The organism is Asticcacaulis sp. AC460 (genome assembly GCF_000495795.1).
In the GTDB taxonomy this organism is placed as follows: domain Bacteria; phylum Pseudomonadota; class Alphaproteobacteria; order Caulobacterales; family Caulobacteraceae; genus Asticcacaulis.
Genome location: NZ_AWGD01000031.1, coordinates 1 through 25,357, shown reverse-complemented (window position 1 = coordinate 25,357; position 25,357 = coordinate 1). Strand labels below are relative to the sequence as shown.

At 60.9% G+C, this 25,357-nt stretch carries 29 protein-coding genes; 18 read left to right on the top strand and 11 right to left on the bottom strand.

Annotation, left to right across the window (positions count from 1 at the left end; all coding sequences use genetic code 11):
* Positions 1–7 precede the first annotated feature (7 nt).
* Positions 8–1,306 (bottom strand): dihydroorotase, encoded by a 1,299-nt coding sequence (gene pyrC, locus ABAC460_RS40495; protein ID WP_023454497.1) that lies wholly within the window; start codon positions 1,304–1,306, stop codon positions 8–10.
* Positions 1,307–1,427: 121 nt separating this feature from the next.
* Positions 1,428–2,411 (bottom strand): aspartate carbamoyltransferase catalytic subunit, encoded by a 984-nt coding sequence (locus ABAC460_RS40490; protein WP_031237102.1) that lies wholly within the window; start codon positions 2,409–2,411, stop codon positions 1,428–1,430.
* A 71-nt stretch (positions 2,412–2,482) separates the two neighbouring features.
* Here ABAC460_RS40490 and ABAC460_RS40485 point away from each other — a divergent pair, with 71 nt between their 5' ends.
* Positions 2,483–3,295, top strand: a complete 813-nt coding sequence (locus tag ABAC460_RS40485) for an isocitrate lyase/PEP mutase family protein (protein WP_023454495.1) — start codon at positions 2,483–2,485, stop codon at positions 3,293–3,295.
* 18 nt (positions 3,296–3,313) lie between these two features.
* On the opposite strand, the gene ABAC460_RS40480 is transcribed toward ABAC460_RS40485, so the two are convergent.
* The 3 genes from ABAC460_RS40480 to ruvX all read right to left on the bottom strand — a co-directional run bounded on the left by ABAC460_RS40480 (position 3,314) and on the right by ruvX (position 5,852).
* On the bottom strand, positions 3,314–4,357 hold the full coding sequence (locus tag ABAC460_RS40480) for an NAD(P)-dependent alcohol dehydrogenase (protein WP_023454494.1): 1,044 nt from the start codon (positions 4,355–4,357) through the stop codon (positions 3,314–3,316).
* An 86-nt stretch (positions 4,358–4,443) separates the two neighbouring features.
* A complete protein-coding gene (locus ABAC460_RS40475; protein WP_023454493.1) occupies positions 4,444–5,382 on the bottom strand; it encodes an AEC family transporter in 939 nt (312 codons plus the stop codon).
* The gene (gene ruvX / locus ABAC460_RS40470; protein ID WP_023454492.1) at positions 5,379–5,852 is read right to left on the bottom strand and encodes a Holliday junction resolvase RuvX; all 474 of its coding nucleotides are present in this window, start codon (positions 5,850–5,852) and stop codon (positions 5,379–5,381) included. The genes ABAC460_RS40475 and ruvX overlap by 4 nt, the downstream gene beginning before the upstream one ends.
* Positions 5,853–6,237: 385 nt before the next feature.
* On the opposite strand from ruvX, the gene ABAC460_RS40465 reads away from it, so the two are divergent.
* The 11 genes from ABAC460_RS40465 to ABAC460_RS51060 all read left to right on the top strand — a co-directional run bounded on the left by ABAC460_RS40465 (position 6,238) and on the right by ABAC460_RS51060 (position 14,157).
* Positions 6,238–6,585, top strand: a complete 348-nt coding sequence (locus ABAC460_RS40465; RefSeq protein WP_023454491.1) for a UrcA family protein — start codon at positions 6,238–6,240, stop codon at positions 6,583–6,585.
* A gap of 179 nt (positions 6,586–6,764) precedes the next feature.
* The gene (locus ABAC460_RS40460; protein ID WP_023454490.1) at positions 6,765–7,124 is read left to right on the top strand and encodes a UrcA family protein; all 360 of its coding nucleotides are present in this window, start codon (positions 6,765–6,767) and stop codon (positions 7,122–7,124) included.
* A gap of 317 nt (positions 7,125–7,441) precedes the next feature.
* Complete coding sequence (gene gatC, locus ABAC460_RS40455; RefSeq protein WP_023454489.1) at positions 7,442–7,729, top strand: Asp-tRNA(Asn)/Glu-tRNA(Gln) amidotransferase subunit GatC; 288 nt, start codon at positions 7,442–7,444, stop codon at positions 7,727–7,729.
* Between the two features lies 1 nt (position 7,730).
* Positions 7,731–9,215 (top strand): Asp-tRNA(Asn)/Glu-tRNA(Gln) amidotransferase subunit GatA, encoded by a 1,485-nt coding sequence (gatA, locus tag ABAC460_RS40450; RefSeq protein ID WP_023454488.1) that lies wholly within the window; start codon positions 7,731–7,733, stop codon positions 9,213–9,215.
* 100 nt (positions 9,216–9,315) lie between these two features.
* Positions 9,316–9,867, top strand: a complete 552-nt coding sequence (locus ABAC460_RS40445) for a hypothetical protein (RefSeq protein ID WP_023454487.1) — start codon at positions 9,316–9,318, stop codon at positions 9,865–9,867.
* Positions 9,868–9,945: 78 nt separating this feature from the next.
* A complete protein-coding gene (locus ABAC460_RS40440; protein WP_023454486.1) occupies positions 9,946–10,332 on the top strand; it encodes a hypothetical protein in 387 nt (128 codons plus the stop codon).
* 127 nt (positions 10,333–10,459) lie between these two features.
* Complete coding sequence (locus ABAC460_RS40435; RefSeq protein WP_031237101.1) at positions 10,460–10,786, top strand: hypothetical protein; 327 nt, start codon at positions 10,460–10,462, stop codon at positions 10,784–10,786.
* Positions 10,787–10,871: 85 nt separating this feature from the next.
* On the top strand, positions 10,872–12,872 hold the full coding sequence (locus tag ABAC460_RS40430; protein ID WP_023454484.1) for an OPT family oligopeptide transporter: 2,001 nt from the start codon (positions 10,872–10,874) through the stop codon (positions 12,870–12,872).
* A gap of 124 nt (positions 12,873–12,996) precedes the next feature.
* A complete protein-coding gene (locus tag ABAC460_RS40425; RefSeq protein WP_023454483.1) occupies positions 12,997–13,428 on the top strand; it encodes a RidA family protein in 432 nt (143 codons plus the stop codon).
* A gap of 65 nt (positions 13,429–13,493) precedes the next feature.
* Entirely contained in the window at positions 13,494–13,943 is a 450-nt protein-coding gene (locus tag ABAC460_RS40420) for a hypothetical protein (protein WP_023454482.1), read from the top strand.
* Positions 13,944–14,022: 79 nt separating this feature from the next.
* Positions 14,023–14,157, top strand: a complete 135-nt coding sequence (locus tag ABAC460_RS51060) for a hypothetical protein (protein ID WP_023454481.1) — start codon at positions 14,023–14,025, stop codon at positions 14,155–14,157.
* Positions 14,158–14,478: 321 nt separating this feature from the next.
* Here ABAC460_RS51060 and ABAC460_RS40415 read toward each other — a convergent pair whose 3' ends face one another.
* Complete coding sequence (locus tag ABAC460_RS40415) at positions 14,479–15,690, bottom strand: RICIN domain-containing protein (protein ID WP_023454480.1); 1,212 nt, start codon at positions 15,688–15,690, stop codon at positions 14,479–14,481.
* 245 nt (positions 15,691–15,935) lie between these two features.
* Between ABAC460_RS40415 and ABAC460_RS49160 the strand changes: the two genes are divergently transcribed.
* The 4 genes from ABAC460_RS49160 to gatB all read left to right on the top strand — a co-directional run bounded on the left by ABAC460_RS49160 (position 15,936) and on the right by gatB (position 19,538).
* Positions 15,936–16,487: an AAA family ATPase gene (locus ABAC460_RS49160; RefSeq protein WP_081716622.1), complete on the top strand. Its 552-nt coding sequence runs from the start codon at positions 15,936–15,938 to the stop codon at positions 16,485–16,487.
* 85 nt (positions 16,488–16,572) lie between these two features.
* Positions 16,573–17,310, top strand: a complete 738-nt coding sequence (locus tag ABAC460_RS49155; RefSeq protein WP_081716621.1) for a class I SAM-dependent methyltransferase — start codon at positions 16,573–16,575, stop codon at positions 17,308–17,310.
* Entirely contained in the window at positions 17,303–17,968 is a 666-nt protein-coding gene (locus ABAC460_RS40410; RefSeq protein WP_023454478.1) for a hypothetical protein, read from the top strand. Before ABAC460_RS49155 ends, ABAC460_RS40410 begins: the two co-directional genes overlap by 8 nt.
* Positions 17,969–18,047: 79 nt before the next feature.
* Positions 18,048–19,538: an Asp-tRNA(Asn)/Glu-tRNA(Gln) amidotransferase subunit GatB gene (gatB, locus tag ABAC460_RS40405; RefSeq protein ID WP_023454477.1), complete on the top strand. Its 1,491-nt coding sequence runs from the start codon at positions 18,048–18,050 to the stop codon at positions 19,536–19,538.
* A gap of 75 nt (positions 19,539–19,613) precedes the next feature.
* Here the strand turns inward: gatB and ABAC460_RS40400 are convergent, their stop codons facing one another.
* Together ABAC460_RS40400 and ABAC460_RS40395 are read right to left on the bottom strand one after the other, a co-directional pair.
* The gene (locus tag ABAC460_RS40400; protein WP_023454476.1) at positions 19,614–19,958 is read right to left on the bottom strand and encodes a hypothetical protein; all 345 of its coding nucleotides are present in this window, start codon (positions 19,956–19,958) and stop codon (positions 19,614–19,616) included.
* Between the two features lie 160 nt (positions 19,959–20,118).
* A complete protein-coding gene (locus ABAC460_RS40395; protein ID WP_023454475.1) occupies positions 20,119–20,442 on the bottom strand; it encodes a hypothetical protein in 324 nt (107 codons plus the stop codon).
* Between the two features lie 337 nt (positions 20,443–20,779).
* On the opposite strand from ABAC460_RS40395, the gene ABAC460_RS40390 reads away from it, so the two are divergent.
* Together ABAC460_RS40390 and ABAC460_RS40385 are read left to right on the top strand one after the other, a co-directional pair.
* Positions 20,780–21,706, top strand: a complete 927-nt coding sequence (locus ABAC460_RS40390) for an ABC transporter ATP-binding protein (protein WP_023454474.1) — start codon at positions 20,780–20,782, stop codon at positions 21,704–21,706.
* Complete coding sequence (locus tag ABAC460_RS40385) at positions 21,699–23,084, top strand: ABC transporter permease (protein WP_023454473.1); 1,386 nt, start codon at positions 21,699–21,701, stop codon at positions 23,082–23,084. Before ABAC460_RS40390 ends, ABAC460_RS40385 begins: the two co-directional genes overlap by 8 nt.
* Before the next feature lie 30 nt (positions 23,085–23,114).
* Here ABAC460_RS40385 and ABAC460_RS40380 read toward each other — a convergent pair whose 3' ends face one another.
* The 3 genes from ABAC460_RS40380 to ABAC460_RS51055 all read right to left on the bottom strand — a co-directional run.
* Positions 23,115–23,474, bottom strand: a complete 360-nt coding sequence (locus ABAC460_RS40380) for a hypothetical protein (protein ID WP_023454472.1) — start codon at positions 23,472–23,474, stop codon at positions 23,115–23,117.
* Positions 23,475–23,526: 52 nt separating this feature from the next.
* Positions 23,527–24,051, bottom strand: coding sequence for a hypothetical protein (locus ABAC460_RS40375; RefSeq protein WP_155914692.1), 525 nt, complete (start codon positions 24,049–24,051; stop codon positions 23,527–23,529).
* Positions 24,052–24,241: 190 nt separating this feature from the next.
* On the bottom strand, positions 24,242–25,357 hold a 1,116-nt coding region (locus ABAC460_RS51055), incomplete at its 5' end, for an RcnB family protein (protein ID WP_023454470.1).

The window sequence follows — 25,357 nt, the reverse complement described above, 5'->3', positions numbered from 1 at the left end:
CTGCCCGTTAGCCCTGTTCGTAGACGAGGCGTCCGTCCACAAAGGTTTTCAGCACCTTGCCCTGTAGTGTACGATTCTCAAAGGGCGAGTTCTTCGATTTCGACAGGATGTCGCGTTCGCGCAACGCAAACGGCGCGTCGATATCGACCAGGATCAGGTCGGCGGGCGCGCCCTTGGCCAGCCGGCCGGCCTCCAGGCCCAGGATCTGGGCCGGGTTGATGGTCACCGCCCGGATCAGGTCCAGCAACGGTACCTCGGCATCCAGGTGCAGGCCGATCAATGCCGGCAGAAGGGTCTGCAAGCCGATGGCGCCCGGCGCGGCTTCGGAAAACGGCAGGCGCTTGTCCTCTGCCGGGGCGGGGCAATGGTTGGACACCACCACATCGATCACGCCGCTTTCCAGCGCCGCCACCAGGGCCTGGCGGTCGCGCTCCGATCGCAGCGGCGGGTCGAGGCGGTAGAAGGTACGGTAGTCGCCGATGTCAATCTCGTTGAAAACCAGGTGGTTGATGCTGGCCGATGCATAGACCTCCAGCCCCTTGGCCTTGGCGCGTTCCAGCGAACCCAGGCCTTCGCGGGTGGAAATCTGATCGACCAGGAAGCGCGCCCCGGTCAGCTCGACCAGGGCGAGGTCGCGCTCCAGAGCGATGCGTTCCGACAGGGCGGTGACCGAGGGCAGGCCCATGCGCATGGCCATCTCGCCCGAGGTGGCGACGGCGCCTTCCGACAGCCACGGCTCCTTCGGGCGGTGCGCGATCAGGGCGTTGAAACCGTTGGCGTAGGTCAGCACGCGGCCGAGGGTCTTGCTGTTGACGATGGTCTTTTCGACATCGGTAAAATAAAGCGCGCCGGCCTGAACCATCAGACCGATCTCAGCCAGATGCTTGCCGTCAGCGCCTTTGGTGGCGGCGCCGGCGGGATAGACGTGGACCAGTTCGATGTCGCGCGCGCGGCGCAGGATGAAATCGACCATGGCCGGCCCGTCGATGACCGGATCGGTGTCTGGCTGGACGACGAAGCTGGTCACGCCGCCGGCGGCCGCGGCCAGGCTGGCCGACTTGAGGGTCTCGCGCGGTTCCGAGCCGGGCTCGCCGGTCTTGACGCGCATGTCGATCAGGCCCGGCATGACGGCATTGCCGTCGCAGTCGATGACCTTCATGCCGGCTTGACCGGCGGGCGGCTGTTCGCCGTGGATGACGTCGGTAATGATGCCATCGGCGATAATCACCGAACCGGGACCGTCATAGTCGCTGGCCGGATCGACCAGGCGGGCGTTGACGAAAGCGATGGCGGAGGAGGCGGTCATGGTCTGTTTCCCCGCTTCACACTGTTGGCAAGGCTATCGATAAAGGACTCGCAAACTCCCCCTCCCCACTGCGTGGAGAGGAGAAGAAAGGTAGCATCTTCACATTCTGCGCGGTTGAGCGTCATCGACCATCCTCCAGCCGGGCGGAGAGGGAGGCCAGAACGGCCATGCGGGCAGCGACACCCATCTCGACCTGATCCTGGATCAGCGACACCGACAGGTCGTCGGCGACGTCCGAGTCGATCTCGATGCCGCGGTTCATCGGGCCGGGGTGCATGACGCGGACATTCTTCGCCGCCACGGCCAGCTTTTCGCGGTCGAGGCCGAAGAAGCGGAAATATTCCCGCGCCGACGGGATGAAGGCGCCGTCCATGCGTTCCAGTTGCAGGCGCAGCATCATCACCACATTGGCGCCGGCAATGCCTTCGCGCATGTCGTGATAGACCTCGACGCCCCATTGGTCGGCATCGCCGGGGATCAGGGTCGGCGGACCGACCAGGCGGACATTTGCCCCCATATTGCTGAGCAGGATGATATTCGACCGGGCAACGCGCGAGTGGGCGACATCGCCGCAGATGGCGATGGTCAGGCCGTCGACATGGCCGAAGGCCCGACGGATCGACAGCATGTCGAGCAGGGCCTGGGTCGGGTGTTGATGCTGGCCATCGCCGGCATTGATGACCGAACAGCCGACCTTCTGCGACAGCAAGGCCGCCGCACCCGAGGCCGAGTGACGCACCACCAGCAGGTCGGGCTTCATCGCGTTGAGCGTCACCGCCGTGTCGATCAGGGTTTCGCCCTTGGCGACCGACGACGTCTTCATGCTCATATTGATGGTGTCGGCGCCCAGGCGCTTGCCGGCGATCTCGAAGCTGGACTGGGTCCGCGTCGAGTTCTCGAAGAACATGTTGACCAGGGTGCGGCCCTTGAGCAGGTCCAGCTTCTTGGTGGTCTGGCGGTTCAGATCGACAAAGACGTCGGCCAGATCCAGCAGGGCCATGATGTCGGGCGGATCCAGGTCCTGGGCGGCGAGGAAATGGCGCTTGGGGAAGGCGGTCAGCCGCGCGCCGATCAGGTCGTTGACATTTGAGTCGCTGGGAGACATTTCGAATTCCACCATTTGGCTGCCTTGTGGCCAATAATGGTCAAAAGCACAAGCGGGAGGATGACAGTTTCATGAAAAGCCAGGCCCAAAAGGCGGCGGATTTCGCTGCGCTGCATCAAAGCGGCTGTTTCGTCATTCCCAATCCATGGGACCGCGGCTCGGCGCGGATGCTGGCAGGCCTGGGATTCAAGGCCTTGACAACAACCAGCGCCGGCTGTGCCCGCTCGATCGGTGTGACAGATTATCGCGCCGGCCGCGACCATGTCCTGGCCCATTGCCGCGACCTGGTCGACGCCACCGACCTGCCGCTGGCGGCCGATCTGGAGGACGGCTTTGGTCCTGCACCAGAGGATTGCGCCGAAACGATTCGTCTGGGCGCCGAAGCCGGCCTGGTTGGCGGTTCGATCGAGGATTGGCGCGCAGACGGAACCTTCTACGATATCGAAGCGGCGGCCGAACGTATCCGCGCGGCCGCCGAAGCGGCGCGATCGCTGGACTTTCCGTTTCAATTGGTGGCGCGCTGCGAGAACTATCTGCGTGGCAAGCCCGATTTCGCCGACACCGTCCGCCGTCTGCAGGCCTATCAGGAAGCCGGGGCTGACGTGCTGTATGCGCCCTGCCTGACCACGGCTGAAGAGTACACGACCCTGCTGCGCGAGGTCGACCGGCCGGTCAATGCTTTGGGGGGCATCGGAAATCCCGCCCTGACCGTGTCGGAATTGGCGGCCCTGGGTGCCCGCCGGATCAGCCTGGGTAGCCTGCTGCATTCGGCGGCGATGACGGCGTTCCTCAAGGCGGCGACGGATGAGACCTTCGGCTTTGTCGCCGGCCTGACCTCGGGCGGCGAACTGGATCGACTGTTGGAAAAAGGCTCCGCCGGCTGACCGGCGGAGCCCTGTACCTTACTTGATCGACGCCATGTCGATCACGAAGCGGTAGCGGACATCGGACTTGATGACCCGCTCATAGGCGGCATTGACGTCCTCGATGCTGATCAGTTCGATATCCGACACGATGTTGTGCTGACCACAGAAATCCAGCATTTCCTGGGTTTCCTTGATCGAGCCGATGCACGAACCGGCCAGCGACCGCCGGCCCGCCAGCAGCGAGAAGGCGTGTACCGGCACCGGGTTTTCCGGCACGCCGACCAGCACCATGGTGCCGTCGATCTTCAACAGGTTGAGATAGGCGTTCCAGTCGATCACCGCCGACACCGTGTTGATGATCAGGTCGAACGAACCCGCCAACTGGGTGAAGGTGTCTGCATCGTTGGTGGCGTAGTAGTGGTCGGCCCCCAGACGCAGGGCGTCGTCCTTCTTGGACAATGACTGGCTGAGCACCGTCACTTCGGCGCCCATGGCGTGGGCCAGCTTGACGCCCATATGGCCCAGGCCGCCGAGGCCGATGATGGCGACCTTCTTGCCGGGGCCGGCATTCCAGTGGCGTAACGGCGAGTACAGGGTGATACCGGCGCAGAGCAGGGGCGCGGCGCCGTCCAGCGGCAGGGTGTCCGGCACCGACAGGACATAGCCTTCCTTGACCACGATATGGTCGGAATAGCCGCCATAGGTCGGCGTGCCGTCGCGGTCGAGGCTGTTATAGGTCTGGGCCAGTTGGTCCATCATATATTGCTCGCGGTCGACGTCGCGCTGCTGGCACTTCATGCAGGAATCGACGAAGCAGCCGACGCCGACGGTGTCGCCTTCCTTGAAACGCGAGACACCGGCGCCGACCTGGCGAACCTTGCCGACGATTTCGTGGCCGGGCACCATGGGGTAGATGCCGGGGAACCATTCGTCGCGGACCTGGTGGATATCGGAGTGGCAGATGCCACTATAGAGAATGTCGATGACGACATCGTCGTCATTGGGAGCGCGGCGTTCGAAGCTAAACGGCTCCAGGGGCGCTTTCGGGGAAAGCGCGGCATAGGCTTTGGCAGTTGTCATGTGGGAAGATCCTCTCGTGGGGACCTTCGCCATATGGTGACGGCATGCCGTTTTGTCAGGGTGACGGTTGCAGTTTCCTGTGGATGTTATTTCAAATGAAACACCAGCAGCATGAGCGGCATGGTGAAGGCGCTCAGCGTGGTGGTCATAGCCACAATGCCGGCCATCAGCGGCGCGTCGCCGCCCATGTGCCGTGCCTGGACATAGGCCGCCGCCGCGCACGGCGCCGCCCCGCAGGCCAGGGCTATGCCCTGTGCCAGAGAATCGCCACCCAAGGCGTAACAGATACTCCACGCCAGGACCGGCATGACCAGGACCTTGAACAGCGACACCAGACTCACCAGCAACGGCCTGCGGTAGATATAGCCGAAGCTCAGGCCCGCTCCGGCCAGGATTAGGCCGGTGGGGATGGCCGCCTGGCCCAGCATGGTCAGAGAGCGCTCGGCGAACGGGATCGACGGCACTTTCAACGCATTGAGGCTCAAACCGATCAGGCACGAAGCGAAGATCGGGTTGGTCACCAGGGTCTTGAGCATCCACAACGGTGTCTTGGCGGGCTGTTCACCCTCGGGCTCGCCCCATTGCGCCAGGACCAGGATGCTGATCATGTTCGACGCCGGGATCAAAGCGCTGATGGCCACCGCGGCTATGGCGGTGGCTTGGTTGCCGAAGATCACGGCTGCCACAGGGATAAAGACGAAGGAGTTGAACCGGATCAGCCCCTGGAAGACGCTGGTAAATGTTGGGCCTGGCAGGTTCAGGAACGGCTTCAACGCAAACCCGAAGGCAGAGGCGATCAGCAGTGCGCCGACCACAGCCAGGCTGACCGGGCCGGCGGCAAACCCGCCCAGGTCGGCGTGCCAGATGGCCGGGACCAGGAAGCCGGGATAGAGGACATAGACGGCGAACTTCTCGATCGGTCCCCACACATTCAGCGGAAGAAATCCCGACTTTTTCAGACCATAGCCCAGCACGATCAGCAGGAAGACGGGAACGATCCCGTTCAGGATCGTCATCAGCGTCATTGGTCGTTGTCCCGGATGCGGTCCAGCGCGCCCTGCAATATATAGGCGGCGGCATTGCGGTCGATAACCTCGGCGCGTTTGGAGCGTGACAGGTCGGCCTCCTCGATCAGGAAGCGGTTCATCGCTGCTGACGACCAGCGTTCGTCCCAGAAGGCAATCGGCAGGTCGCGCAGCCGCAGCAGGTTGCGCGCGAACGCCCGGCACGACTGGGCGCGCGGACCTTCGGTGCCGTCCATATTGACCGGCAACCCGATCACCAGCCCATCGGCTTCGCGAACCTGCATGAGATGGAACAGCCGCTCGGCTTCATGGGTGAACTTGGTCTTGCGGATCAGTTCCAGCGGTGAGGCGAGGGTCAGTGAGATATCGGACACCGCCACGCCGATCGTCTTCTCGCCCAGGTCCAGCCCCAGCAAGGCGCGGCGAGGGGCGAGGGTGGACTTCAGTTCGGTAATGTCGATCACGGCCATGGCGCCGGTGTGGCGCCGGATCGCTCGCGAGTCAATCGGACATGTCCAATAACTCCGTTGCCATGGGCATCTGCGGCGTCGCGGATCCTCCTCGAAATGCTCACGTGCGTAAGTACGCTCCGCTTTCTCGGTGTCCGCTCCTGGCATTTGCCTCACCGCAACGGGTTGTTGGACCTCTCCGAAGGCCTGTCCCGTTGCGTATGCAATTATTACAGTTGCAATCGCTTTACTTAACATTACAGGAATTTAATTAATTACGGTAAGTTAATATCTTAAGCAGCTGTAATACATGTCTCCGATTTAATAATAATCACCGTGCAAATGCTTGTTGATTTGTGTATTCAGATTTCAGCGCCTCATCGCAACCCTTTTGGAGGAAACCACCATGATCCGCACCGTCACCACCATCGCCTTTTCTGCCATTGTCGCCCTGACCGCCGGCACCGCCCTTGCCGGTGATTACGCTGTCGCCGTCGGTGAGCCCGGCCAGAGCCAGGAAGTCATCAGCCTGGACGGGGTCGACCTCAGCAACCCGGCCGAAGCCAAGACCTTTTACCGCAGCCTGCAATACGCCGCCGCCCGTGTCTGTGTCGGGGAAAGCCGGTCCTGTGACGCCGAAGCCGTCAGCGACGCTGTCCGTCAGATCGGTAGCCCCGAACTGGCCCGTCTCGACGATGCCGGTGATCGCGCGCCTCAGATGGCCGCAGCCGAAAACGGCACTTCGCAAAGATAAGTTTACGCTACTGAAAATAATAAAAAAGCGCGCCATTCCGGCGCGCTTTTTTTATTTAAATATAGTTCATTAAATACTTGCAATATGTGGAAAATATTTAAGAAAAAACTTGTTTTATATGATTTTGTACTTGTGTATGACTGATTTCAGTAGAATTCACTTGCACAAGGAACACAGACATGAAAATCGTTCGTACCATTGCCGCCATCACCGCCGCGGCTTTTGCTTTCACCGCCGTCGCCGCTCAGGCTGAAGTCCTGCAACTGAGCGAAGGTCAAAAGATCAAGAAGGTGGTCTTCAACACCGCCGACCTGAAGACGGAGCAGCGCGCTCAGACCGTCTACACGAAGATTCGTGCCGTCGCCGCTGAGGTCTGCGGCGTTGACGGAGATGCCCCCGCTTCGGTGCTTGCCGAAGACCAGGACTGCATAAGCCGCGCCGTCAATGGCGCCGTCGCCGACCTGGACAACGACAACCTGCGCCAAGTCCACCAGAACGCCCGCGGCACCGCTCAAAGCTACGCCCGCAACGACCGCTAACCGATAAGGGCGCTACGGGAGGCTATCCTCCTCCGCACCGTCTCCCGCCGTCCTGTTCAGGCCGCGTCTCTCCCCGGGACGCGGCCTGAAATCTGTTTGGGCACTTAGAGACTGTTTGAAAATTCGTCAGGCTGAGTCGAAAAGGGCGGGATTTGAGAACCGGAGCGGAGCGTACTCAAGTACGTGAGCACCGGAAGCGCAGAAAACGGACCTTTGCAGACCCGTCTGGTGGATTTGCAAACAGTCTCTGACATACATCTTGCCAAACGAGGACCTAAACGCTAACCGGTCTCGCCATAGAATTAAGGAGTCCGATGATGGCCATAGATGTGGCGACCGTCAAAAAGGTAGCGAGCCTGTCGCGCCTGCGCGAACCGGAAGACCGCCTGCAAGCTCTGTCGGGCGAACTGAGCGGGATCCTGGGCTGGATCGAACAGCTCAACGAAGTCGACGTCGCCGGTGTCGAGCCGATGACCACCGCCGTCGAGCAGCCGACTCCGCTGCGTGACGACGTGGTCAGCGATGGCGATAAGGTCGCCCAGATCGTCGCCAACGCGCCAAAAACGGCCGAAGGCTTCTTCATCGTGCCGAAGGTGGTCGAATAAGATGAGCAACCTGACGCAACTGACCCTGAAGGACGCCGTCGACGGCCTGAAGTCGAAGCAGTTCTCTTCCACCGAACTGACGGACGCCTTCATCGGCGCCATTGAAACCGCCAATCCGGCGCTGAACGCCTATGTCGAAACCACCTTCGACAAGGCCCGCGCCCAGGCTGCCGCCTCCGACGCCAAACTGGCGAAGGGCGAGGGCGGCCGCCTGGAAGGCGCGCCGCTCGGCATCAAGGACCTTTACTGCACCGCCGGCGTTCGCACGACCGCCTGTTCCGGCATCCTGAGCAACTTCGTGCCGACCTACGAATCGACCGTCACCCAGAACCTGTGGGACGACGGCGCGGTCATGTTGGGCAAGCTGAACATGGACGAATTCGCCATGGGCTCGTCCAACGAAACCTCGCACTGGGGCCCGGTGACCAATCCGTGGAAGTCGCGCGGCTCCAACGCTGCCCTGACCCCGGGCGGTTCGTCCGGCGGTTCAGCCTCGGCCGTGGCCGCCGACCTGTGCCTGGCCGCCACCGCGTCCGACACCGGCGGCTCGATCCGTCAGCCGGCAGCCTTTACTGGTACCGTTGGCATCAAACCGACCTATGGCCGCTGCTCGCGCTACGGCATGGTGGCTTTCGCCTCGTCGCTGGACCAGGCCGGCCCGATCACCAAGACGGTCGCCGACTCGGCCATCCTGCTGCAGTCCATGTGCTCGCATGACGCCAAGGACTCGACCTCGCTGACCGTGCCGGTGCCGGACTTCGCGTCCTTCGTCGGCAAGTCGGTGAAGGGCCTGCGCATCGGCGTTCCCGACGAATACCGCCTCGACGGCATTCCGGCCGAAATCGACGCCCTGTGGGAACAGGGCATTGCCTGGCTGAAGGACGCCGGCGCCGAGATCGTCAAAATCTCCCTGCCGCACACCAAATACGCCCTGCCGTGCTACTATATCATCGCCCCGGCGGAGGCCTCGTCCAACCTGGCGCGCTATGACGGCATGCGCTACGGCCACCGCACCGCCGACGGTACGGCCCTGACCGACGTCTATGAGCTGTCGCGCTCGGAAGGCTTCGGCAAGGAGGTCAAGCGCCGCATCATGATCGGCACCTACGTGCTGTCGGCCGGCTTCTACGACGCCTACTATGTCAAGGCCTTGAAGGTTCGCCGCCGCATCGCCGAGGACTTCCTCAACGCCTGGAATTCGTGTGACGTCATCCTGACTCCGGCGACGCCGTCGGCCGCGTTTGAGCTGGGCGACCAGGCCAAGGCCGCCGATCCGGTCGCCATGTACCTGAACGACGTCTTCACCGTCACCACCAACCTGGCCGGTCTTCCGGGCATGAGCGTGCCGGCGGGGCTGGACAGCCAGGGCCTGCCCCTGGGCCTGCAGGTCATTGGTAAGGCGCTGGACGAAGGCACGGTCTTCGCCGTCGGTGCGGCGTTGGAACAGGCGGCCGGCTTCTCGGCCAAGCCGTCGAAGTGGTGGTAGACCAAGGTTTCCGTTACAAATCCTGACAGGAAGCCTTGCTGCCTTGTGGCGGCGGCAAGGCCCTGATACCCCGGTATGACCGTGTTATCCGGGGACTGTGATGAAATTCTATGCCTGTACTTTGGCCGGTCTGGCCGCCGCCCTCCTGGCCCAATCGGCCATGGCCGCGCCGCTCATGATAACGCCGGAAAATCGTCTGAGCTGCGCTGCCAACTACGGCATCCTGGCAGCCCGGCCGGATTCGCCGCGCGCCCGGGCTGCGGCTGCCGCGCGCGCCGCCCTCATCGAAGGCTTTCGGGAAAACTATCCCGGCCTGGTTGGCGCCGATGCCACCGCCGCCAGAGATGCCGACCTTGCCGATCAGCGGGCGGGGGAATGCGACCGCCTCTACCGCTATTCCGTCGCCGAAACCTCGGCGCATCCTTTCAATGCGCCGCTAAATCCACCGCGGCAACCGTCTCCGCCACCGGTGCAGGTGCCGCCGTCGAACACCCAATCGGGGGTCGGCTTTCTGGCGACCCGGTGCGACGGCCAGAAACAGACCTTCGACCCGGGTCTGCCCCGGGACGAACTGGTGGCGCAGGCCCGCGCCCGGGGCTGCACGACGCAGGATATCGACAATTTGCTGGCGACACGGGATATGCTGTTCTGAGCCTGAAGGCGAATCCGCTTTGCCTCGTAATCGGAAGAGGCTAGGGTAGGCGGTCACAGTTCTTCCCGAAAGCCTGTCATGAAAAACCTCATCCTCGCCACCGCCCTTCTCGGCCTGTTCGCCACGCCCGTCCTGGCCCAGGAGGCTGCTCCCGCGGAAGACGCCCCCTTGACCGATGAAGACGTTCTCACCGTCGCCATCGGTTGCATCGCGACCTACGACACGATCGTGGCCCAGGGCAAGGCTGGCGCGGATGCGGCCTCCATCGCGGCGGCACGAAAGATGGCGGTCGACGTCTATAAGGAATTCAGCGGGGAAAGCGACGAAGAGGTCGCCGCCGACGTCGCCGAAAGCGCCAAGATCTTCCCCGAGATGCTGAAGACCTCCGACCTCACCCTGGAGGAGTTTCGGGAAACCTGCGACGCCATCTTCACCGACGAAGAGGAAGAAGCCCCCACCGCGTAAGGTTAATTTTCCGGTAACCGGGGATATGGGGTGGAATCTGCACCCCTGACGCACGAATGGCTTGGGGTGTCAGGCCTTTTCCGGGTTAAACTTGCGGCCTGACGCAAGCGCAAAAGGCGGTGAAGTTATGTTGTCGAGACCTGAAGACATGATCGCGTGGGGGCTGCTGATCCTGCCGTTGATCGTGATCGCCTGGTCGGCGGTGTGGTTCGCCTCCGTCGAGGCCGAGCGCAACCGCTATGAACGCTACAAGCGCTTCCATGCCATCATGGAGCAACTGGCGCGGTCGGACGGCGCCACGGCCGACAAAATGGCTGCGGCCTACGAGCTGCGCAACTATCGCGAATACAAGGACATCATCTCGAAAATCTTCATCGATGGCCGGGTGCGCCACGATTCCGGCGACGCCCTGCAAAAGCAGTTGAAAGAAACGCTCGACCATATCGGGCACTGACGTGCACGTTAACAAATGTCCTTGCATCGGCTAACCGCCGTTCTATAGTCCGGTCTGGTTACGTGCGATACAACCGGAGTTTCAGATGAGCTTACCCGCCAATCCCAAGGAAATCACCGTTCGCGGCATTATCCTGGGGATTCTGATAACCCTGCTCTTCACGGCCTCCCAGGTCTATATGGGCCTCAAGGTCGGCCTGACCTTCGCCACCTCCATTCCCGCCGCGGTCATCTCCATGGCCCTGCTGCGCTTCTTCCGCTCGGCCACCATCCAGGAAAACAACATCGTCCAGACCATCGCCTCGTCGGCGGGGACCCTGTCGTCGGTGGTCTTCACCCTGCCGGGCCTGCTGATCCTGGGCTGGTGGACGAAGCTGCCCTTTCTCACCACCTTCCTGGCCTGCACCATCGGCGGCGTTCTGGGCGTCATGTACACCATCCCGCTACGCCGCGCCCTGGTCACCCAATCCAGCCTGCCTTATCCGGAAGGCGTCGCTGCCGCCGAAGTGCTGAAGGTCGGGACGACCTCGCGCGAAGGCCAGGCGGAAGGTTCCGCCGGCCTGATGGCCGTCATCCTGGGCAGCCTGGCCTCGGCCGCCTATGCCGCCGCTTCGGTTTCGACCTGGATGGCGGCGGAAATCGCTCATTTCGTCAAGTTCGGCAAGGGCACCGGCGCCACCGGCATGGCGGGCTCCAGCTCGCTTGCCCTGGTCGGCGCCGGCCACCTGATGGGTATCACCGTCGGTATCGCCATGTTCACCGGGTTGTTCATCGCCTGGGGCATTCTGATGCCCATCCTGACCACCCTGCACGGCACCGACCCGAGCCTGAGCGCCGCCGCCATTACCGGCGCCATCCGCGGCACCGAGGTGCGCTATATCGGTGCCGGCGTCATCGGCGTTGCCGCCCTGTGGGCCATCGGCAAGCTGATCGTTCCGGTGTGGACCGGCCTGATGTCGGCCCTCGAAGCCCAGCGCAAGCGCAAGGCCGGCGATACCGACCTGCCGCGTTCGGAAAAGGACATTCCGATCTGGATCGTCGGTTTGGTCGTCCTGCTCAGCATCGTTCCGGCCGGCTGGCTGCTGGCCGACTTTATGGGTTCCGACAGCGTCCTGGCCAGCATCGGCACCCCGCTGATCGTTGCCGGCGTCGCCTATATCATCCTGGCCGGCCTGCTGGCCGCCGCCGTCTGTGGCTACATGGCGGGCCTGATCGGCGCTTCCAACTCGCCCGTGTCGGGCGTCGCCATCCTGGCCGTCCTGGGCATCGCCATCATAACCGGCCTGATCGGCCGCCAACTGACCGGCGACAATGTCGCCCAGGCCCTGGTCGCCTACTGTATGATGGTGACCACCGTCGTCCTGGCCGTCGCCGTTATCGGCAACGACAACCTTCAGGACCTGAAGACCGGTCAACTGGTCGACGCCACGCCATGGAAGCAACAGGTCGCCCTGATCATCGGCGTTGTCGCCGGCGCTGCGGTCATCCCGTGGACCCTGAACATGCTGCACGACGTCTACGGCTTTGCCGGCGAAGTCGGCCACGTGGCGCTGAAACCCGGCGAACAGCTCGACGCCCCCCAGGCGGGCCTGATCTCGACCCTGGCCAAGGGCGCCATCGGCGGCGATCTGCCGGTCGGCTTCCTGGCCATTGGCGCCCTGATCGGCCTGGGCCTGGTGTTCATCGATGAAATCCTGCGCGGCGCCTCCAAGGCGCGCTTCGCCCTGCCGCCGCTGGGCGTCGGCCTGGCCATCTATCTGCCGCCGACGGTCACCGCGCCGGTCGTGGTCGGCGCCATTGCCGGCTGGCTGTTCGAAAAGGCCATCCGCAAGATGAAGAGCGCCGAAGTCGCCTCGCGCCTCAGTGTCTTGGTGGCGTCCGGCTTTATCGTCGGCGAGAGCCTGCTGAACGTAGTCTATGCCAGTGCCGTCTCGGCGACCCAGGATCCGGATATCATCTCGCGCTGGATCACGCCGCTGCCGGAAGCCTGGGGCACGATCGTTGCCCTGGCGACAGGCCTCTTTATCGTCGTCGGCTTCTACATGTGGTCGGCCGCCCAGGCGAAAAAGATCGAATCCGACACCTGATCCGGCCTTCAAACGCTTACGTCAAAACCCCGTTGGCACGCCGGCGGGGTTTTCGTTTTTCGATGCAATGTGACTTCCCTGCGAAGGCGAAAATGGTTACAAGCCGGGCCAAAGGACATACCCCATGAGCAATGTAGAAGACCGCCCCACGATCAACCCGATTCCCGCCGACGGCATTACCTACTACCTGCACCCGCATCCGCGCTCGCCGTTTTCCGAAGCGGTCCAGGTCGGCAATGTCCTGTACCTGTCGGCCATGATCGGGCTGGACGACAAGGGCAAGCTGGCGGAAGGCTTCGAAAACGAGGTCCGATTCATCATGTCCAACACGGCCGATATCCTGAAGAAATACGGCCTGGGTCTTGAGCACGTCTTCAAGGCGACGGTCATGCTGACCGAAATCGACAAGTGGGGTGAATTCAACCGCCTCTACAAGACCTATTTCCACCCGGCGCAACTGCCGGTGCGCACGGCCTTCGGCGTCAGCAGCCTGGCCTATGGCGCCACGGTCGAGGTCGAGTTCTGGGCCCACGTCCCGGCCAGCCAGTCCGCCTGACAGGATTTGTAAGTAGGTTATGGCCCGCCCGTAGCCTACCGTCTTTCCGATCCGGGGAGACATTCATGCGCACCATCATTACTGTTCTGGCGGCCCTGCCGCTTCTGGCCGTCTCCTCCGCCCAGGCGGCGGACGCCGGCTTTTGCCAGGCCTTCCAGCCGATACTCGACGCCGCCCAACAGGGTTTCGAACCGCTGCGTGGCGAAGCAACGGCGCCGGGCGAATGGCGCGCGACGCGATCCGTGCCGCAGGCCGTCGATTGCCAGGTCTATGACGCGGCGGACCAGCCGGCGGGGAAGAACTACACCTGCCGCCTGACCATCGCCGGGACGACGGTCGACCCTGCCGCTGCGGACTATGCCGAGGCGATCAGGTCGTGCGCCGAGATGGAGGTTTTCGGCCTGGTCGACGGCGTCTGGTATCTGCGGACCAAGGAAACCGGCGTTCAGGTATCGATGATTCAGATGACCCATCCGGAGCCTTATATCGACCTGGTGGTCTACGAAGCGGATTGACCCGGCGGACCCATGTCAAGAATTCGCGCGCTTTCCGGTGCGACACCTGTCATGGTCCCCTTTTTCAAGGAGACGCGTCATGGCCAAGGGTCAAAAGAAGAGCAACAAGGAAGTCCGCAAACCCAAAAAGGCGGCGGTGAAGGTTGAAACAGCGGCTGCGACGGGTTTCACCAAGGGGCAGCAGGCGACCCTGAACAACATCAAGAAGGCTTAACCGATTTCAGCGAGGCGGTACTGCTGGAGTTGTTGCCTACTCGCCGGCGGCCTGCATTTACGAATTTGGATCGGCAATATTACACCTCTCCCCGCTTGCGGGGAGAGGACGAGAGCCAAGCGAAGCGTGGGCGATCGGGTGAGGGGCTTTCTGACAGTTCGGGTGCGGCGACTTTTACAGAAGCCCCTCACCCTAACCTCTCCCCGTGAAGAACGGGGAGAGGGGATTATCGTGCTCCGTCACCACCTGACATGCACCCACCAAAAAAACCGGTGCAGAAGTCACCCTCCGCGCCGGCTTTCATCGAATCTGGATTCGCACTCAATCCAGCTTCATGGTCCCGGCCGTGCTGCCGGTGAAGAACGACCAGTCGCTGGGCAGCAACGACGTGCCCGTCGCATCCTTGACGCCCGGCGCAACCAGTCCCTTGGCGAAGCGCTGGGTCAGAACCCCGGCGCCACCGACGACCAGGGTGTCCCTTTCGCCGCCGGTGATCTTGCCGTTGGCATCGGCGTTCAGCATCTTGCCGCCGGCGCCAGTCAGGTTACCGGGCGAGAAGGTCGGCGTCAGCGTCAGGGTGGTAACGTCGCCGCCCTTCAGTTGCTCGCCGATGGCGGCGCCCAGGGTGAACGAGCCCGACTTGGCGGCCACAGCCGGATACCATTTCTGGTTATCGGTGGCGGTGCATTCCCAGGCGATGACCGGGGTGCCCGGACGGCGCTCGAAACGGAGGATGTCGCCACACAGGTTGTTGCGGGTCCGCAGCAGGCCTTCCATGGTGAAGGTCCAGTCCTGCTCACCCGAACCATTACAGGCGGCCATTTCCAGCGTATTCCCCTGGCCTGTTGTCGTCAGACACTTGTCGCCCTGGATGATGGCGCCGCTGTTGCCGCTCTTGAAGCGGAAATCCTGGCCGGCCGAACGGTCGCAGACCTCGATGCTGATCTCGCCCTTGGCACCCTTGGCTTCTAGGCACAGGCCCTGGACGTAATAGCTGGCGATCGACGGCGTGCCGGTGATTTCCGTGGAAATATCGCTGGGCGAAGGCGCGGCTTTTTCGGCCTTGGCGACGCGAATATTGGTGAGGAAGAAGGCCTGGTTCTCAGTGGCGGTGCAGTCCCAGGCAATAACAGACGTGCCGGGATCCTTGTGGAAGTTCAGCACATCGGCGCACAGGCCGGAATCGCTCTTCAGCGTGCCGTCGGCCTCGAAGGTCCAGTACTGCTCATTGGCCTCGGCGCATTCGGCCAGGGCCAACGGCTGGCCTTTTGTCTGAGCAGCGATACATTTGCCGGCCAGTTTTATCTGCCCGGTGGTGTCGTCATAGTCGATGGCCTGGGGCGGTTGGGCATTGCATTTGTTGATGACCAGTGTGCCATCGGGCTTGGCCTCGAGGCAGAAATCTTTGACGAACTTGGTGCCGATGGAAAGCTGCGCCGGGCCGGTGGCAGGCGTTTGCGCCTGAACGGCGGCCGCGGGCATCAGCCACGCAAGGGCAAGGACCAGCCCGGTCAGGCGGATCAAAAACGACATAGAGGTACTCCCCGACTTTGAATTTTGTCTGATAATTATATTGTCAGACAAAATGGAGGTTGTAAATGACCCAATTTGACTGACGCGGGTTTTGCTGCAAAGATCGCCTTTCTACCTTTTGGCGAACCCGTCGGCGTTCCGTCACGCTGGTAGTTGATATTGTGGCTCATGCCTTCAACCCCTCACGCAGATTTGAATGCTTATAGTTTGGTGGTTACGGGGTGAATAAAAATTGAGAACATAGAATGAAAGTTGCAATTAGTGGATTTCATGGCAGCGGAAAAACAACGATTTGTCATCAAGTAATAGCTGATTTAAAGAAAAGAAATATTAATTGCTCACTTGTTTCTGAGTCTGCAAGAAGTAGTCACTTATTTTTGAGTGGTGATTTTTCGGAAAAGATGCACGTGGAAATATTGACTATGCATGTAGCAAATGAAATGAGATCTGAATACAATTCAAAGGTGTCTATTTGTGACAGGTCGATATTTGATTTCCTGGCATATGCTCACTGCAGGTTTGGTGACGAAGATAGGAGGGGATATCTTATTGATTCTATATTTGATTTTTCTTATTCCTATGCAAGGGGGTACGACGCCATATTTTTGGTGAAAAGTACGTACGGAAATCCTGACAATGACAGTTTAAGGCGAAACGATACAGTGCTTTGCGAGGAATTTGACTTTCAAATTCGACGGATAATTCGCGAGAATTCAAACGTGAAGAATTTGTTCGAACTAACCGGTTCTGACAAAGATCGTGCTGTCACTGATTGGATAGAGGCTCACCTAAAATAGGTAGTTCCCGCTTCGGTGGAAAATCAATGGGCCTTGCATCCTGAAGGCGGTGTTATTAGTGTATCTCATTCACGGGAGGGCTGCGATGATATCGAGCGAAATTATGAGTGATCCTTTAGCTGGCGCTTTGCCTATATTTGAAACAAATTATGCTGGCGCCGCCGTGTGGGACGCCGAGTATCGGTCTGAGAATACTATCCCTTCTAGCCGAAGGAGGGCCCCTGCAAAAGCTTTGGTCTCGTTAGGTGAAGTTTTGCAGTTTTCTGGCAAAAGAGTCTTGGATATCGGGTGCGGAAATGGACGGAACGCAAATTATCTTGCGAGCATGGGGTGTCATGTCGTCGGAATCGATTTTTCCGAAGAGGGCCTCAAGCTGGCTGGTATGGATTCGGCGACTAATGTTGAATACTTTAAACATGATTTCTTAAACGGGGTTCCATTTGAAGACGGTGCATTTGATCTGATATTAGACTCTTACGCTATTTGTCATGTTGTCGATATAAAGAAATTGTCATCTTTAAAAAGAGAGTGCTATCGTTTATTGAAAGCTAATGGGTTGCTCTTAAAAATTCATCTAGATGATCGCGACCTTTATTATCGCCAAAGAGCTATTCGGGAAGACGATTTTGGATATGTAAGTTTTGACTCGGTTAATAGTATCCAAAAGAGGCACTTTAGCCTGGACTCGTACCTGAAATTTATGTCCGATTTATTTCAAGCTTATTGTTCTAGGCAAATAATTTTTTCAGATAATGTTAGGGGGGATATTTATGAAAGAAGTGTATTTGCATGTGCTATCAAAAAGGTCGACCTGAATGACTAATGATGTCAAGCAATTTGATGCATCGACGGGGCAATTTATTGATCCAATGTTTGCGGTTGTAATCGCAACGGCTGTTAATGAGACTTTTGTGGCTTGGGTAAAATTGGGAAAAATTCCTTCTTTATTTGAGCTATCCGTGGTTTCTGTCGGGTATGTAAATTTACTGCTTAGTTGGTTTGGGTATCATAAATCAATTATAAGTAGGCCGATTCAAGGGGGATTGAGGTTTTTTATTACGGTTATTTTGCTTCCACTATATATGGTGAGCATAATTTTATATAATCAAGATTTTAAATATGTCGCCGGCGTTTATTTTGTCATATTTTTTATGTGGACGATTTGGGAAATTTGTAAGCACGTTGAATATAAAATGAATTATTCGCCATTAAAACTTCACATGAGATCATTTAATTTACTAGTTTATATAGCATTTTTGGCCCTAGTCGTCAATAATGTGGCTATGATTTACTTCAGTACTTACTTTGACATTGAAACTTTGAATGCCGTTGCTCTTTTTGTCATATTTATTTCCATCATAATTCTTAGAGTTTCAAAAAGTCCTGGAGATGGCGAGGGGAAGTTGGACAAAATTCGAAAAGAGGTGAAGTCGTTATTTTTCGGAAGCGGCGAAGTACGTGGTGAGTCTGAAGGGAGCTAAGAGCCGACACTGTTCAAAAAATTTTATGGTGAGCCTCTAGCGAATTTACAGAGTGTTATGAGGTGGCTATATCCCTCCCATGACCAACGATCTTGATATCCGCCCCGCCGACGCCTCGAAATTCATCCAGGGCCGCACTGGTCCGTGGGAACTCGTCATCGGACTGGAAGTCCATGCCCAGGTGGCGTCCAACACCAAGCTGTTTTCAGGCGCGAAAGTCGGCTTCGGCGCCGGCCCCAATGAGCAGGTGTCCCTGGTCGACGCCGCCATGCCCGGCATGCTGCCCGTGCTGAACCGCTACTGCGTCGAGCAGGCAGTCAAGACCGGCCTGGGGTTGAAGGCGCAGATCAATCGCCATTCGCGCTTCGACCGCAAGAACTACTTCTATCCCGACCTGCCGCAGGGCTATCAGATCTCGCAGCTCTTCCACCCCATCGTGGGCGAGGGTGAGGTCCTGGTCGAACTGGACGACGCCACCATCACCGTGCGCATCGAACGCCTGCACCTGGAACAGGACGCCGGCAAGTCGATCCACGACATCGACCCGACGGCCACCTATGTCGACCTGAACCGTGCCGGCACGGCTCTTATGGAGATCGTGTCCAAGCCCGACATGCGCTCCTCCGACGAGGCCGTGGCATACTTCAAGAAACTGAGAACTATCCTGATCTACCTCGGCACGTGCGACGGTGACATGGAAAAGGGCAATATGCGCGCCGACTGCAACGTTTCGGTCCGCCGCCCGGGTGAGAAGCTGGGTACGCGCTGCGAGATCAAGAACGTCAACTCGTTCCGCTTCATGCAGCAGGCCATCGAGTTCGAAGCCCGCCGTCAGATCGAGATCCTGGAAGACGGCGGTTCCATCGTTCAGGAGACCCGCCTGTTCGACGCCAACAAGGTCGAGACCCGCTCTATGCGGTCCAAGGAAGAAGCCCACGATTACAGGTATTTCCCCGATCCTGACCTGTTGCCGCTGGAGATCGAGGAAGCGTGGATCGAGGCAATTCGTCAGCACTTGGTGGAACTGCCCGACGACAAGAAGGCCCGTTTCGTCAGCCAGTACGGTCTGTCGTCCTACGACGCCGGCGTGCTGATTTCGGACCAGGCCCGTGCCGATTACTACGAGCAGGCTGCCAAGGGCCGTGACGCCAAGCTGGTGGCCAACTGGGTGACCAACGGCCTGTTGTCGCGCCTGGCCGAAACGGGCCAGGACATAGCCGACAGTCCGCTGCCGCCGGAACACATTTCCAATTTGGTGGAATTGATCGAAACCAAGGTAATTTCGTCGAAGATCGCCAAGCAGGTCTTCGAGCACATGTGGGAAGAGAAGGGCATCCTCACCCCCGCCGAGATCGTCGAGAAGCACGACCTGAAAACCGACAACGACACCGGCGCCATCGAGAAGGCGATCGACGACTTGATCGCCGCGAACGCCGACAAGGCCGCAGAGGTCAAGACGAAGCCTCAAGCCTTGGGCTGGTTCGTCGGCCAGGTGATGCGCGCGACCCAGGGCAAGGCCGACCCGGCCACGGTCAATGCGCTGCTGAAGACCAAGCTGGGCGTCGAATAGAATCGACTGCTCTTGCGATGAAAAAATAGCCGCCGTCAGATCCTGACGGCGGCTATCTTGTTTTCGCAGGCAGCGTTACTGCGTCGGCTGCACGGCGATATACGGCGTGTCGATCGCCGGCTGACCGGCCGATTGCGGGCTCTGTTGCGGCTCGCGGCTGTTTTCCTGGGCATCGCGCGGCGGCGCCAGGACGTAGATGTCGCGCGGCGTATCTTCGGCGTCACCTTCCACATAGCTGACCTGGGGCGTGGTGGTGGCGTAGCTGGCCTGGCGTGTCTCCACGAACTGGTTGTACTCGCTCAGCTGCGCCCGGTTGAGATCGTCACTGGCGCGGGCCCGTTGGCTGGTATTGGCGGCCAGAACCGGGGTGGCCGATGCGACGGCAAACGCCGCCAGAACCGTCAAGGTTACGATTTTCATGGCAAAACTCCTGTGGACAGCCCGCCCATCAACCCGCCCAGCCTAACGTCCCTGCGCGTAAATATGACAGCCGGAACCCCGAACGCCGCTATGTGGAATCCGGCAAAGAAAAACCCCCACCGGCCGGACGAGGGTTCTTAGGCCGCAAGAGAGGGGCGGCTTATTGGGCGGGGGCTGTCCCGTCGGTGGCCGTGCTTTCCGACGACGAGGACGACGACGATTCCTCGATCACGGCGGTCGTGCCGGTGGCGGCGTCCGTCGAGGACGAAGACGACGACGAGGCGCTTTCCGAGGTTGAAGCCGTGGCGCTGTCGCTGGTCGACACGCTCCACGACGAACTGGTCGACGACGACTCAGCCGTGGCGGCGGCCGGATCGACGGGCGGTGTGGTGGTGGTCGCATCCTGGGCGCTGACCAGAACCGGGGCGATGGCAAAAGCCGAGACCAGAGCGGCAACGGCGGCGATACGGGGGAGGGAGGTCATGAGTGGGATATCCTTCATGCTTCGGTTTCAAAAAAGTCGTACCTGCGCGCTCCCTGATGCCTTTACCTGCGCGCCGGCCTGACGCGGAAGTTGCCTTCCATGACGTCGGGCCGGATTAAGCTGGGGTTTTGTGGCCAAATACCGGCGCTTTCTTGTCGCAATGCGGAACCGTATCGGATATTTATTTTCGTAAAAACGTCATAAATTTCAATAGTATGGCCCTCGTCATCTCGAAATCGATTGCGCAAATTTGGTGCGTTGCGATATTTTTGGATTGTCTTCCAAAGCCCCGCCAAGCCGTATAAGCTGCCGGTCAATAATAACAGAGGGGCATCTGATGGCGGGCGATCTGGCCTTGAGTCTCGACGGCGTGTCGAAGGCTTATGGCGGCTTTCAGGCGGTGCACGATCTCAGTTTCGAGGTCAAAAAAGGTACGATCTGCGGCTTTCTGGGGCCTAATGGCGCCGGAAAGACCTCGACCGTGCGGATGATCCTCGGCCTGTCGCAACCCTCGGCCGGCAAGATCACGGTCCTGGGCGGTAACGGCGACCGCGCGCTGGACCGCATCGGCTTCCTGCCCGAGGAACGCGGCCTGTACCGCAAGATGAAGGCCATTGACGTCATCGTCTTCCTGGCCGGCCTCAAAGGCGTCAAGGCCTCCGTGGCCCGCCGCCGCGCCAAGGAGATGCTGGAGGCTCAAGGCCTGGGCGCCTTCATCAACAGCCCGATCCAGTCGCTCAGCAAGGGCATGTCGCAGAAGGTGCAACTTATCTCCTGCCTGGTCCACGAACCCGAACTGGTGATTCTCGACGAGCCTTTCTCCGGCCTGGATCCGGTCAACCAGCAGGGGCTGGAGAGCATTATCCGCGACCTGTCGAAACGCGGGGCGACCGTGCTGTTTTCCACCCACGTCATGCAGCACGCCGAACGGCTGTGCCAGAACGTCGTCATGCTGACCAAGGGGCGCAAAGTGTTCGAAGGCAGCCTGAAACAGGCACGCGCCGCGGCACCGCGCTTCCTGGAACTGGAAGGGACGCTCAGCCAGGCCGATATCCTGGCCCTGCCGGGCATCAAATCGGCCACCGAAGCCGGCCTGAGCGAGGAGGGCGTGGCCCTGTGGCATTGCGAACTGGAAGCTGGCAGGTCAGCGCACGAAGCCTTGAAGGCCGCCTTCCTGAAGAACCTGGACGTCCGCCGCTTCGAAGCGCGCGAACCCAGCCTGCACGACGCCTTCATTGTCCTGACGGGGGCCGAACATGCGTAAAACCCTGCTGATCGCCCGCCGAGAATATCTCGCCTTTGTCCGCACGGTCGGCTTCTGGTTGTCGATCGTGACCGCGCCGCTGATCTTCACCCTGATCATCGCCGTGCCGATGCTCATCCGCACCTCGGCCCCCGTCGAAGTGATGAATGTCGCCATTCTCGACCTCACCGGCGCCGATGTTGAAAAGCCGCTGCGCCGCCTGATTGAACGAGTCGCTGCCCCACAGGAAGCTCAGGGCCGCGATGCGGCGCTCCAGAACGCCGCAAACGCCGCGTTCGATAAGGAACGCATCAAGCTGGTGCCGCTGCCGCAGGGCTTGGACAGGTCGATGACGGTCGCCGCCGCCGAAACCCGCATACCGGCTTTGCTGGCAACCCCCGATGCCCAGGCCACGACGATCGTCGTGGTCAGCGACGACGGCGATAAACTGCATTTCCGTATCTGGTCGCAGCCGGATCAGCGCAAACACCTGGAAGACAAGCTCTATTGGGACCTGCACGGCCTGCAATATATGAAGGTGGCCGGCCGGAACGGCATCGACCCCAAGGTCGCGGAGGACATGCGCGCGGCCCGCGCCGAGATCGTCAGCCTGACGCCGGCCGATGGCGCACCGGGGGAGGAGGAAGATTTCCTCGCCGCCGGCCTGCGCGACCACGGCCCGCGCGTTGTCGGCATCGCGCTTGGTTTCCTGACCTGGTTCACCATCTTTTCATCGTCGATGATCCTGCTGGGCGGGGTGATCGAGGAAAAGGCCAGCAAGGTGCTGGAAGTTCTCCTGGCCTCGGCCTCGACCGAAAGCCTGCTGATCGGCAAGGTGCTGGGCGTGGCGGCGGTGCTGTCCACCGTTGGCCTGATCTGGGGTACGGCCATCTTCGCCCTGGTCAGCCAGGGCGCCAGCTTCATGCCGCCCGACATCGCCCAGACCCTGCAACATGGCCTGGCGGGCATCTTCACCCCGGCCTATGTCGTTCTGCTGTTGACCTATTTCGTCGGCGGCTATTTGATGTTTGGTGTCACCTTCGCCGCCATCGGCGCCTTCTGCGAGACGCAAAAGGACGCCCAGGCCATCATGGGCCCGCTGATGATCGTGCTGATGGTCCCCATGCTGTGCATGCAGGCGGCCATCGGCGCCCCCAGCGCTCCGATCATCCAGTGGCTGTCGTGGGTGCCGATCTTTACGCCCTTCCTGATGCCGCTGCGCCTCAGCGAGCCGCTCCCGGCATGGGAAATCGCCCTGACCCTGGGCGGTATGCTGGCGGCGGCCTTCATCATGATCGCCATTGGCCGCCGCGCCTTCAAACAGGGAGCGCTGACCGGCGGTAAGCTGACCTGGGGCGCCATCGCCCGGATCGCGACACGCAAGTCGAACGACGCATAGCAAAAGCCCCGGCGAAAACCGGGGCTTTTCTTATTGAACAGGGCTGTCCGGGCTGAGCGGTTCCTCGCTCACGGTGGTGTCCGGCGGCGGGGCTTCGGCGGGAACGGTGTCCTCCGGATAGACATAGCTAAGGCCGCTGCCCAGTGACTGGACGCGTTCCAGTTCACGACGGTTGAGGAAGTTGGAACTGGTCGGGTTCAGCGGATCGTTGGCGTGATCACCGGCGGCGATGGCGCGTTCATGCTCGCGCTGATGCTGGGCGGCCTGTTCGGCGGAACCTTCCGCCGGCGGCGACGACTTGGCGACAACCGGCGCCTCCTGGGCGGCGACAGGGATGGTGACGAAGCCCATGGCCAGGATGGCGGCGGGCAGGACGATAAAGGCTTTCATAATCTGTTACTCCTCAAAGCGTCAGCGCCCGGTTTCCCGGGCGCCGGCTCAGTTACTCGGCGTCTACCGACGCGCCGCCACGGGCTTGGGCGGACACATCGACATCGGATGAGGCAGCGCTGTCGACCGCATTGCGGCCGGTGCGCACGCCCTGGCGGACGATGGCGCGGCCGTTATCAACGGTGCCGCGGGCGTCGACATTGACGTCGGCCGAGGCGCCGGCATTGGCTTCGGCATCGATATAGGCACGGTTGCGGCGGGTGCGGGTATCGCCGCGGGCTTCGGCATAGACATCGGCGTCCGCCGAGCGGCGGGCATCGTCGACCGTGTCGCGGCCCTGACGGCGAAGCGTATCGGTGTCGCGGCGCAGGCTGTCGCTGGTGCGGCCATAAAGGTCGCTGTCGACGCGGCCGCTGATATCGCCGCCGACGCTGCCGGCGCCACGCAGACCGCCGATGTCGCCACCGACATTACCCCCGCCACCGACAGCGCCGCCAAGGAGCTGAGCGCTGGCCATGGCGGGCGCGATGGCAAGACCTAACGCAAGTACACAGGCTACATTCATGGAGGTTTTCATGTTCGTCTCTCACAAGATCTGAGCAACCCTTGTTGCGGTTACGTGCGAGAGTCTTGGCGTCCAAGCGGGCGGAAATGTGGTGCAAACATCAGGAGCCGATAAGGAGAACGCCGTTTCGAAATAAGAGTCCGGGCAAAGAAAAACCCCCGAAACCATGGGTTTCGGGGGCTCTGTGGTGATAGTTAACCGCTTAATAGAGGTTATAGACCGCGTCGATGATCTCACCATTATAGGTGTCGACCAGCAGCGCATCCTGACCGACCCAGTACCAGGCGCAACCGGCCGGCGGCCAGGGCAGGCCGTAATAGTCCGGATCGCTGATGCGGTAGCGCAGGAAGAAGTCCGGCAGATAGTCGCCGGTGTAGAACCGGCGGCCATAATAGGACGACGGCACGCTGTAGTAGCCGTAGGACGGGGCGAAATAGAAGCCCCAGCGCACGCCGCTATAGCCGTGCCAGCGGCTGTCGTTGCGCCAGTTGTGACGGTGCTTCCAGTCGCCACCCTGGCGGCGCCAGTTCTGGCGGTCGCCACCACCGTGATTGCGGCCGCGGTCGTTGTCCCAGCCGCCACGGTTGTTGTCACGGCCTTGCCAGCCGCCACGGTTGCCACCACGATTGCCGTCATGGTCGCGATCGCGGCCTTGCCAGCCACCATTGCCGCCGGGACGGCCGCCACCGTTGTTGTCGCGGTCACGATCGCGGCCCTGCCAGCCGCCGCCATTACCACCGCGGCCGCCACCATTGTTGTTGTCGCGATCGCGGTCACGACCTTGCCAGCCGCCGTTTCCGCCACCACCACCATTGCCGCCGGGGCGCGTGCCGCCGCCGCCATTGTTGTCGCGGTCACGGCCCTGCCAGCCACCACCATTGCCACCGCCACCATTGTTGTCCGGCGTATGCGGGCGGTTCACCGGACCATCCGGGCGCCGGCCGCCGCCGTTATTGTCGCGGTCGCGACCCTGCCAGCCGCCGCCATTGCCGCCGGGGCGGCCACCACCGTTGTTATCCGGAGTGTTCGGACGGTTGATCGGTCCCTCGGGACGTCCACCGCCATTACCGCCCTGGCCGCCACCATTGTTGTCGCGGTCGCGTCCCTGCCAGCCGCCACCATTGCCGCCGCCGCCACCACGGTTGCCACCGCGGTTTTCGCCGGCATTGCCGAGGGCAGGCCGTTGGCCTGCGCCGGCGCCGCGCGGCCCGCTCCAGCCCGTGGGATTGCCGCCGCCGCGGTTACCACCATCGCTGCGTTGCGGCGGGGGATCGTTACGTTGCTGGGGCTCGCTGCGGGCCGTGTCGCCACCGCCACC

Coding starts and splice junctions, on each gene's coding strand:
- pyrC (WP_023454497.1), bottom strand. CDS start 1,306: ATGACCGCCTCCTCCGCCATCGCTTTCGTCAACGCCCGCCTGGTCGAT.
- ABAC460_RS40490 (WP_031237102.1), bottom strand. CDS start 2,411: ATGTCTCCCAGCGACTCAAATGTCAACGACCTGATCGGCGCGCGGCTG.
- ABAC460_RS40485 (WP_023454495.1), top strand. CDS start 2,483: ATGAAAAGCCAGGCCCAAAAGGCGGCGGATTTCGCTGCGCTGCATCAA.
- ABAC460_RS40480 (WP_023454494.1), bottom strand. CDS start 4,357: ATGACAACTGCCAAAGCCTATGCCGCGCTTTCCCCGAAAGCGCCCCTG.
- ABAC460_RS40475 (WP_023454493.1), bottom strand. CDS start 5,382: ATGACGCTGATGACGATCCTGAACGGGATCGTTCCCGTCTTCCTGCTG.
- ruvX (WP_023454492.1), bottom strand. CDS start 5,852: ATGGCCGTGATCGACATTACCGAACTGAAGTCCACCCTCGCCCCTCGC.
- ABAC460_RS40465 (WP_023454491.1), top strand. CDS start 6,238: ATGATCCGCACCGTCACCACCATCGCCTTTTCTGCCATTGTCGCCCTG.
- ABAC460_RS40460 (WP_023454490.1), top strand. CDS start 6,765: ATGAAAATCGTTCGTACCATTGCCGCCATCACCGCCGCGGCTTTTGCT.
- gatC (WP_023454489.1), top strand. CDS start 7,442: ATGGCCATAGATGTGGCGACCGTCAAAAAGGTAGCGAGCCTGTCGCGC.
- gatA (WP_023454488.1), top strand. CDS start 7,731: ATGAGCAACCTGACGCAACTGACCCTGAAGGACGCCGTCGACGGCCTG.
- ABAC460_RS40445 (WP_023454487.1), top strand. CDS start 9,316: ATGAAATTCTATGCCTGTACTTTGGCCGGTCTGGCCGCCGCCCTCCTG.
- ABAC460_RS40440 (WP_023454486.1), top strand. CDS start 9,946: ATGAAAAACCTCATCCTCGCCACCGCCCTTCTCGGCCTGTTCGCCACG.
- ABAC460_RS40435 (WP_031237101.1), top strand. CDS start 10,460: ATGTTGTCGAGACCTGAAGACATGATCGCGTGGGGGCTGCTGATCCTG.
- ABAC460_RS40430 (WP_023454484.1), top strand. CDS start 10,872: ATGAGCTTACCCGCCAATCCCAAGGAAATCACCGTTCGCGGCATTATC.
- ABAC460_RS40425 (WP_023454483.1), top strand. CDS start 12,997: ATGAGCAATGTAGAAGACCGCCCCACGATCAACCCGATTCCCGCCGAC.
- ABAC460_RS40420 (WP_023454482.1), top strand. CDS start 13,494: ATGCGCACCATCATTACTGTTCTGGCGGCCCTGCCGCTTCTGGCCGTC.
- ABAC460_RS51060 (WP_023454481.1), top strand. CDS start 14,023: ATGGCCAAGGGTCAAAAGAAGAGCAACAAGGAAGTCCGCAAACCCAAA.
- ABAC460_RS40415 (WP_023454480.1), bottom strand. CDS start 15,690: ATGTCGTTTTTGATCCGCCTGACCGGGCTGGTCCTTGCCCTTGCGTGG.
- ABAC460_RS49160 (WP_081716622.1), top strand. CDS start 15,936: ATGAAAGTTGCAATTAGTGGATTTCATGGCAGCGGAAAAACAACGATT.
- ABAC460_RS49155 (WP_081716621.1), top strand. CDS start 16,573: ATGATATCGAGCGAAATTATGAGTGATCCTTTAGCTGGCGCTTTGCCT.
- ABAC460_RS40410 (WP_023454478.1), top strand. CDS start 17,303: ATGACTAATGATGTCAAGCAATTTGATGCATCGACGGGGCAATTTATT.
- gatB (WP_023454477.1), top strand. CDS start 18,048: ATGACCAACGATCTTGATATCCGCCCCGCCGACGCCTCGAAATTCATC.
- ABAC460_RS40400 (WP_023454476.1), bottom strand. CDS start 19,958: ATGAAAATCGTAACCTTGACGGTTCTGGCGGCGTTTGCCGTCGCATCG.
- ABAC460_RS40395 (WP_023454475.1), bottom strand. CDS start 20,442: ATGACCTCCCTCCCCCGTATCGCCGCCGTTGCCGCTCTGGTCTCGGCT.
- ABAC460_RS40390 (WP_023454474.1), top strand. CDS start 20,780: ATGGCGGGCGATCTGGCCTTGAGTCTCGACGGCGTGTCGAAGGCTTAT.
- ABAC460_RS40385 (WP_023454473.1), top strand. CDS start 21,699: ATGCGTAAAACCCTGCTGATCGCCCGCCGAGAATATCTCGCCTTTGTC.
- ABAC460_RS40380 (WP_023454472.1), bottom strand. CDS start 23,474: ATGAAAGCCTTTATCGTCCTGCCCGCCGCCATCCTGGCCATGGGCTTC.
- ABAC460_RS40375 (WP_155914692.1), bottom strand. CDS start 24,051: ATGAAAACCTCCATGAATGTAGCCTGTGTACTTGCGTTAGGTCTTGCC.